The 8110-nt window shown below is 63.3% G+C and carries 5 protein-coding genes and 1 tRNA gene; 3 read left to right on the plus strand and 3 right to left on the minus strand.

The features are described from left to right. Positions 1-459: 459 nt before the first annotated feature. Positions 460-2247, plus strand: a complete 1788-nt coding sequence (locus tag QZV93_RS04175; protein ID WP_295556235.1) for a hypothetical protein — start codon at positions 460-462, stop codon at positions 2245-2247. Positions 2248-2278: 31 nt separating this feature from the next. Further along, positions 2279-2755 (plus strand): MEKHLA domain-containing protein, encoded by a 477-nt coding sequence (locus QZV93_RS04180; RefSeq protein WP_295556236.1) that lies wholly within the window; start codon positions 2279-2281, stop codon positions 2753-2755. Positions 2756-3029: 274 nt separating this feature from the next. On the opposite strand, the gene QZV93_RS04185 is transcribed toward QZV93_RS04180, so the two are convergent. The 3 genes from QZV93_RS04185 to QZV93_RS04195 all read right to left on the minus strand — a co-directional run bounded on the left by QZV93_RS04185 (position 3030) and on the right by QZV93_RS04195 (position 6382). After that, a complete protein-coding gene (locus tag QZV93_RS04185) occupies positions 3030-4559 on the minus strand; it encodes an acyl--CoA ligase (protein ID WP_295556238.1) in 1530 nt (509 codons plus the stop codon). A gap of 34 nt (positions 4560-4593) precedes the next feature. Further along, positions 4594-5598 carry a 2-dehydropantoate 2-reductase gene (locus tag QZV93_RS04190; protein WP_295556240.1) on the minus strand — a complete coding sequence of 335 codons (1005 nt, stop codon included), beginning with the start codon at positions 5596-5598 and terminating at the stop codon, positions 4594-4596. Positions 5599-6289: 691 nt separating this feature from the next. Then, positions 6290-6382 (minus strand) — tRNA-Ser (locus tag QZV93_RS04195). A gap of 197 nt (positions 6383-6579) precedes the next feature. Here QZV93_RS04195 and QZV93_RS04200 point away from each other — a divergent pair. Further along, complete coding sequence (locus tag QZV93_RS04200) at positions 6580-7233, plus strand: hypothetical protein (RefSeq protein ID WP_295556241.1); 654 nt, start codon at positions 6580-6582, stop codon at positions 7231-7233. Positions 7234-8110 lie beyond the last annotated feature (877 nt).

Consider the following 8110-nt stretch of genomic DNA (forward strand, 5'->3'; position numbering starts at 1 on the left):
GAGATGGCACCCACATCATTAATGGTCTCTCCGGCAAGGACAGCATTTGCTCCACCGGCCACCAACATCGCGGGAACAACGAACAGCAAGCGCTTCATCGTCATGATCGTAATCTCCAGAAAAGCTGAATTGGCGGATCCGGCCTGAGAGTGGGCACTGCCCATTTCTCATTCGGAGCAGAACCAGCGGCTGACGGCAGCGCGGGACAGCGATGGACGACAGCCTGAAAAGTCATGGAGCTGTCTTCGACTGAAAATTTCTTGTCGGATGTCTATGACGGCACGCCCCGCTCCCGTGCTTGAAACAATTTTCACCACCGTTACGTGGCGCCGCCGACCATCGCGTCCCCGCTCGGGAAGAGTGGCAGTCCGCGGTCGGATGGCCTAGTATGTAACGGTATCAATCCGCCCCCTGTGGGGATTGCCGGTCGTTGATTTCATTGCGAGTTCGGATTGCAGCGTGGCGATCATTTCACGCGACTGGGACGAGGCAGATCAGCAGGCTATTCGCCATCAGCTGGAGCGCATCCTGCACAGCTCTGCGTTCGCGCAGTCGCGCCGCCGCCAGCGCTTCCTGACATATCTTGTCGGCGAGACCATCGCCGGCCGCGGCGATCGGATCAAAGGCTACAGCATCGCCCTCGAGGTCTTTGACCGCCCCAAGTCATTCGACCCCGCCGTCGATCCGGTCGTGCGCATCGAGGCCGGGCGGTTGCGCGACAAACTGCGCGAGTACTACGACGTCGAGGGGCGCGGCGACCTCATCCGGATCGATCTCCCGAAAGGCAGCTACACGCCGCAGATCGATTTCCAACACAGCGGCGCCCCGGACCCCGGCCTGGATGCAACCGCCGCCGCTATATCTCCGGAACCGGAAGCGCCTCGCGTATCTCCCGTTCCGCTCCTGAGCCGCATGCGACCGCGCAGCCTTCGATGGGGGGCGCCGGCGCTGGCTGTTGCCCTCGCGCTGAGCGCCATCGGCGCATGGCTCTTGCGAGACATGCATCCCGCGCCCCTATCGACCACCGAGGACAGCCCTGCGATCGCAGTCCTGCCTTTCGCGAATCTGAGCAGCGACCCCAACCAGGACTACTTCAGCGATGGCTTGACCGAGGACATCCTGACCGAGCTTTCGCGCGCCCGCGAGTTGCGTGTGCTCGCGCGCAACACGACCTTTCAATACAAAGGCAAGGCCGTCGACGTCGCGCAATTGGGACGGGATTTGAACGTCCGCTACGTGCTCGAGGGCAGCGTCCGGCGATCCGGCGAAAGCCTGCGCATCACGGCTCAGTTGATCGACGCCAAGACCGGCGCCCACGTATGGGCTGATCGCTTCGACCGCAGCCTTGCCGACGTCTTCCTCGTCGAGGACGAGATCGTCAGCCAGATCTTCGCGCAGATCGCCGGATCCTACGGTGCCATCGAAACGGCCGAGGCCAAGTCGGCGACGCGCAAGAGCCCCGACGAGATACGAGCCTACGACCTTGTCCTGCGCGCGCGAGAGATCATGCAATGGGACTGGAGCACCGCCAATATCCGCGAGGCAAAGCAGTTCCTCGAAAAGGCCGTTGCACTCGACCCGTCGAACGCACGCGCGCGCACGGAGCTGACATGGCTTGCGGTCATAGGCCGGGCCTTCCGCTATGACGCCGCGCCGACGGACCCTCAGATGATCATCGAGCAGGCGAACAAAGCCGTCCTGTTGGACCCGTCGAGCGCCCGCGCGCACATGGTCGCGGCGGCCGCGTACTTCTATGCGAAGCAGATCGACTTGTTTCGCCATGAGACCCAGCAAGCGCTGTCGCTGGCCCCGCACGACGCATACATCATGGGCATTCTCGGCCAGATGACGGCGTTCTCGGGGGACTGGGAGCGCGGCGAGGCTATGACGACGCGAGCGAATGCGCTCAATCCCGATGCGGTCGCGGGCTGGTATCACACCACCGTATTCTACCACCGCTACCTGACCGGAAACTATAGCCAGGCGCTGGAAATCCTCCGCCAGGATACCGATCGCAAGGCACCGTACCTGCTCGTCGCCTATATTCCGCTTTACGGCCAGCTCCACATGACGCAGGAAGCCCTCGCGGCGTGGAACAGGTTGCACGTGGAAAATACGGTCTGGTCGGCCGCCGATCTGGAGTCGTGGTGGCGAACGAGAAACTTCCGCGAAGAGGACATCGCCAAGCTTATGGACGGCGTCTACAAATCCGGCGTGCTCGATGCCCAGCCAAAGCGGAGCCCATGATGCCCCTTGCCGTCGCGACCGCGATCCAACGATGACCGCCGCGGAAATGCATCTTCCTCACCTCACGGACGCGCACCGTCAGCGCATCCTGTGCATCGGAGAGAGCTATCAGCGGCTGACGCGCCAAGCCCTGGTTTCGATCGCAGGCAATCCTATCGAAGCGCTTTGGTCGGCCCCTTTTGCCATCGTGGCCCACGGCATGGAGCCGGATCCCATCTTCTATTTCGGCAATCGCATCGCGCTGACGCTGTTTGAGATGGATTTCGACGCCTTCACTCGGCTTCCCTCGCGCTTCTCGGCCGAGCCCCTACTCCGCGAGGAACGCGCCCATCTTCTCGAACGCGTGACACGGACGGGCATCATTGACGACTACGCCGGCGTGCGCATATCCGCGACCGGAAAACGCTTTCGCATATCGAATGCTCGCGTTTGGAATCTGACGCACGCGGACGGCACGGCTGCCGGCCAAGCCGCAGCCTTCTCGCAATGGACACACATCGACGATTAGGCGGCGAGCAGCTCCCTCCACTCTGCGCGGACATCATCGATGAATCACGCCGACCACGCGCCGGAAGATCGCGACCACCCGTTGGTCTCGGCGCGCACCATGGATCGCCACCTCCCTTTCTCTGCTGGCGATCGGTCGCGAACCGCTATGGAAAGCGCTCGCGATCGGCACCACGACATCGTTGCTTCTGTTCCTCACCTTCGAGCAGTGGTTCCGCGTGCCCCTTCCGAAGGGGCCGCTCGAAGCCTGGCTCGGCTACTAGGCGCGGAGTCGCTCACTGTTCGGCGGTAAGCCCCAGCTTCTCGGCCAGCCCGATACGCTGCAGCTTGCCCGTAGCGCCCTTGGGAATCTCGTCTAGCAGCAGGATTTTGCGCGGCACCTTGAAGTTTGCCAGCCGCGTCGACGCAAAGTCGCGCAGCTCACGCTCGGTCGCCGCCTGCCCTTCGCGAAGCACCACTGCCGCGGCCACATCCTCGCCGAGCTTGTCGTGCGGCAATGCGAATGTCACGGCCTGCGCCACGGCCGGATGATCCATCAAGACCTCGTCGACCTCTCGCGGTGACACCTTCTCACCCCCGCGGTTGATGATCTCCTTGAGACGTCCCGTGATGGAAATGTACCCGTCGCTGTCGATGGTGCCCTGGTCGCCGGTCCGGAACCAGCCTTGCGTGAACGCCTCTCCGTTGGCCTTGTCGTTGTTCTCATAGCCGGCGGTGACGTTCTCGCCGCGGATCACGATCTCGCCCGTCTCGCCGGTGCCGAGGATAAGTCCGATCGTATCCATGATGGCAACCTCGGGACCAGCGGCACGCCCGACGGTTCCCGGACGTCGCCCGGCGCCCAGCGGGTTGGACGCCATCTGATGCGCGGCTTCAGTCATGCCGTAGGCTTCGGTGACGTGCGTGCCGAACGCGGCCTCGAGTTCCGTGATCACCTGCGGAGGCAAGGCCGAGGACGACGAGCGGATGAAGCGCAGCTTGTGGCGCTCGATAATGCTGCGATTGTTCGCCGCGCGCGCGACAATCGCCTGATGCATTGTGGGGACGGCCGTGTACCAGGTGGGCGCTGCCTCGTCCATCGCCGCGAAGAACTTGAGCGCGTTGAATCCCGGCGTGCAGAAAATCGACCCGCCGCGGGAAAGCGGAGCCAACACGCCGGCGATCAAGCCGTGGATGTGAAAAAGCGGCATGATGTTGAGCGCACGGTCGCGTTCCGTGAGTTCGAGCGAGCTCGCAATGTTGCCCGCCGACGCGAAGACATTGCGGTGGCTGAGCGGTACGATCTTCGGGCGCGATGTCGTTCCGGAGGTGTGCAGGATGAGGGCCGTATCGTCATTCTCCGCGGCACCACCCTTGCCCGCGCCACCCGCCGCCGCATCGCTCGACAGTGTGAAGGCGCCGGCGCCCTTCGCCGGATCCGGTCTCAGCGTGATGATCCGAATGCCGATCTTGTTCGCCGCTGCAATGGCGGGCGACGTGCTCCCCTCTTCTACAACTAACGCTTTGGCACCCACGTCGGTCATGTAGAATTCGAACTCGTCCGCCCGATAGCCCGGATTGAGCGGCGCCGCCGTGGCCGCCGACGCAACAGCCACGAAGGTCGTTGCCATCTCGGGGCCGTTCGGCAACACGATGGCCACGCGGTCACCGCGTCCGATGCCGTGGCCGTTGAGCGTCTCGATCGTCTGATCGACGAGCTGGCGGAAGGCACCATAGGTCAGAGCCGGAACCCCGGATGCGGCGATGGCGGCCGCATCGCTCTGGCCGGATGCGAGCAGCGCACGCAGGGTTTTATCGGCTGGCATTGTCTGTGCTCCTAGGGCGTGTCACGCGACCCGCTCAATTCTTCTCGATCCGAAGCCTTCCGCCTTCCTTGGCCAGCGTCGCGGCGAGAAGGCTGACACACGCGTAGATCGCTTCGATCTGCGGCGTCGGAACCTGGGCGATGCGCCCAAGCTCGATGACGGATCCCACGAGCGCATCGAGCTCCACCGCACGCCCGGATTCGACATCCTGCAGCATGGATGTCTTGTGTGGTCCCACGGCTTCCGCGCCGGCAATGCGCTTCTCGAGTGGGATGCGGAAGCGGATGCCGAGCGCCTCGCCGACCGCTTGCGCTTCCCGCATCATACGCGTGGCGGTCTCGCGCGTTGCCGGAAAGCGGCAGATGTCCTCCAGCGTCGCGTGCGTCAGCGCGCTCAACGGATTGAAGCTTAGATTCCCCCACAGCTTGGTCCAGATCTCGGCGCGAATATCGGACACGACGGGCGCTTTAAACCCCGCGTTCTGCAGCGCATCGGAAACCTTCGCCGCCCGCTCCGTCTTGGTGTCATCGATCTCGGCTATTGAAAACCGGTTGCCCTCGATGTGCGTGATGACACCCGGCGCGCTGATCTCAGCCGCGGGATAGACGACACTTCCCAGCACCCTGTCGGCAGGCAAGTGCTCGGCAATGACGCCGCCCGGATCGACGCTTTCGAGAACCCGGCCCTCGTGCGGTCCGCCGATCTTGAAGAAATACCACCAGGGAATGCCGTTCTGCGCCGTCAGCACCACAGTGTCGTCGCCGTACATAGCCGGCAGATTTCTGACAACGGCGCCGACCTGGTGGGCTTTCATTCCGAGGATGACGAGATCCTGCGCGCCGGCCTCCGCGAGGTTGTCGGTAGCTCTAACATGAGCAACCTTCTCGCGACCGTCCTCTTCGACGAGCTTGAGACCGTTGGCGCGTATCGCTGCCAAGTGCGGACCGCGCGCAATGACCGTGACTTCTTGGCCGCTATGGGCAAGACGCGCAGCCAATAGGCCGCCGATGCCGCCCGCTCCGACTGCGCAGATTTTCATGTGTTCGTCCCTGGACGTGCGTGCTTTATCGACGGCATTCCGTATTTTGCCGCAAGCTTCTTGTGCACGCATCTAGTGCGAAGTCCGCAGATCTGACAAGTGGTCGAGGATGCTCGCGTCGCGTGGACAGCTGAGTCCAGAGCCGGATGTAACGGACCGGATCGATGAGCGGTTTCTCTCTCGTCTTTCGCATTATTCGAGCGTGGCGGATTCGATCGTGATCTCGCTCCGATTCATCTCGGCTGCAATCCGCTTGTTCAATCGCGCTCTGCAACGAGCACCACGAGCGCGACCACCCGCGGGCTGCGAGTTCGCCATCGGCTTCGGTCGACACCTCGGCTGTTGTTGTCAGAGGCTCTCCTGCAGCGCGCGGAGGGACGCACCGAACATCGCCGCGCCGCTGCCGATCGCGGAGGCCACTGCAATCGCGTCCGGTGCTCCCCCACGATCGATTGCTGGCTCGCGAGCTGGTGCGTGCCTGATCCGATCGCGACGCGCGACCACGATATCCTTGCGCTGAACTTCCGAAATCGGATCCGGTTTTCGGCCGGTGCGACGTCCGCTTCTCGACGCCGGGCACCCGATCCTCGCGGCCACCACGCGCAACGAGCTAAAACAACAGCGTTTGAGGATTCGGAGCCGTCTTACACCACACGAGAAGGCACAAATTTATACATATCAATGGGATGGCTGGCGGAGACGAGGGGATTCGAACCCCTGATACCCCTTTAGAGGGTATAACGATTTAGCAAACCGCCGCCTTCAGCCTCTCGGCCACGTCTCCGGAGCGCGCGAAAGCACCCGTATAGAGGCGCACTCCCGCGTTTGCAAGCGCGCGCCGCACCCCATGGGCGGCCCTGACGACGCCATAATTGGGCGCCCCTTCATTGGTTTGCAGGAGGCCATGTGATAAGGGGTTTTCTGGATCCGCAAGGTCCCGCGCCCGTCATCGCCGGACGGCGCCGCGATGAGGTGAAGAAAATGTCGAAACGCGTACGCACCATCGCAGGCGTTCTCCTTGTCGTACCGATGGCGGATGCCGCTTTCGCGCTCGAGTATTGCGTGACATGCGAGGGCCCGCCCGCCATGTACCGGTGCGTCATCGACGGCACTGCGGACGGCCCCGGCAAGGACGCACGAGTTTCGCTCTACTGCATCTCCCAAATGGCCACGCGCGGTAAGCACCAAGCCTGCGCCGTCTCACGCGGCGCACCGTTTCCGTGCCCCGGCCTGACGGCCCTCGTAACGCCGCCGAAAGATCTGCCGGGACTGCCGCCCGCTGCCGCGGCCGCCGATCCGCAACAGAACGCGGCGGATCCCGCCCAAACGGGCGAAGCAGCTCCTTTGCCTCCTCCGGCCGAAAATCCAAACAAAGTGCCGCGCACCGTCGAAGAGTTGGCCGGTCAGACTGTGAAGTCGTCGAAAGAAGGGCTCAAGCAGGCCGGCGATGCCATCGGCGGCACGGCCAAGAAAGCCGGCGAGCAGATCGGCAACGCCGGTAGCGCCATCGGCAATGCCGCCAACAAGACCTGGAGCTGCATTACGTCCCTCTTCAGCTCTTGCGGCGACGACGAGTCGGAAAATGCGGCCCAGGCGCCCGCTGACACCACCGCCACCGACGAGCACAGACCATGATCGTTTCGGGCGCTACCAGCCCGAAGCGTGAGTCATTGGTCTAAAGCAAAGAGACCATGATCGCGTGTCGCTCCGATTGTCGCGCCTCCTATCGGGTGCGACGTGAATCGGCAGCGCCTCGAAAATCCGAAGCGCGGATCATCGCACCCTAAGTCGCCCCGCCGCATCCCCGCTGGGGTGAGTCACGCCGGCAACGCTTTCGGGAATATTGCGCTGCCATAAGCTTCGGCGAACTCGAATCGCGTACCTTCCGTCGTGTGGGGGAAGACATTGCCTCGCCGGACGCATGAGGGCCTTGGCCGCTTCGTGCGTTTGCTTGCAGGTGCATGCGTCAGAGCCTTGGGACAGGAGTCCTTGAGAACTCTGAGCCAATATGACCGATCAGCTGGTCGCCGAGCCCAGCGGAACGCGTGGCAGCCCCGGACGGAGCTGCCAGAGGGAGCGTTCCCGGGGCGCGCATCGCACCACCTAAGTCCGTCCAGGACCGCCGTCTCCACCCGAGCCCCGTCAGCACCGTCGTCGTCTCGCTTTGCCAACCCTGGCAGAGGGAGAGGTGAGTCGCGGCTGTCGCCGGCCTACTCGCTCGGAGCAGGGTCACGGCACCAACTCGAAGATGGAGTGCACTATGCTGAAGCACCTTCGTCAGCGGTTCACCGGCGCGTCCCGACCAAGGAGCGCCACTCATGCCCATGAGCTTCGGCACGATCTCGAATGGAAATTTGTACTCCTGTGGCGACTTAAACCTCATCCTCCAAGTAGAACTTAACTGAGCTTCAGCCGGCAGGGTGTGCGACCTGACGCCGGCCACAAATAGCAAAGGCCGGTCCCGTGTGGGCCGGCCTTCTTTGTTTTTGACGCCCCGATCGGAGATCGGAAC

The organism is uncultured Hyphomicrobium sp. (genome assembly GCF_902826555.1).
GTDB lineage: Bacteria > Pseudomonadota > Alphaproteobacteria > Rhizobiales > Hyphomicrobiaceae > Hyphomicrobium_C.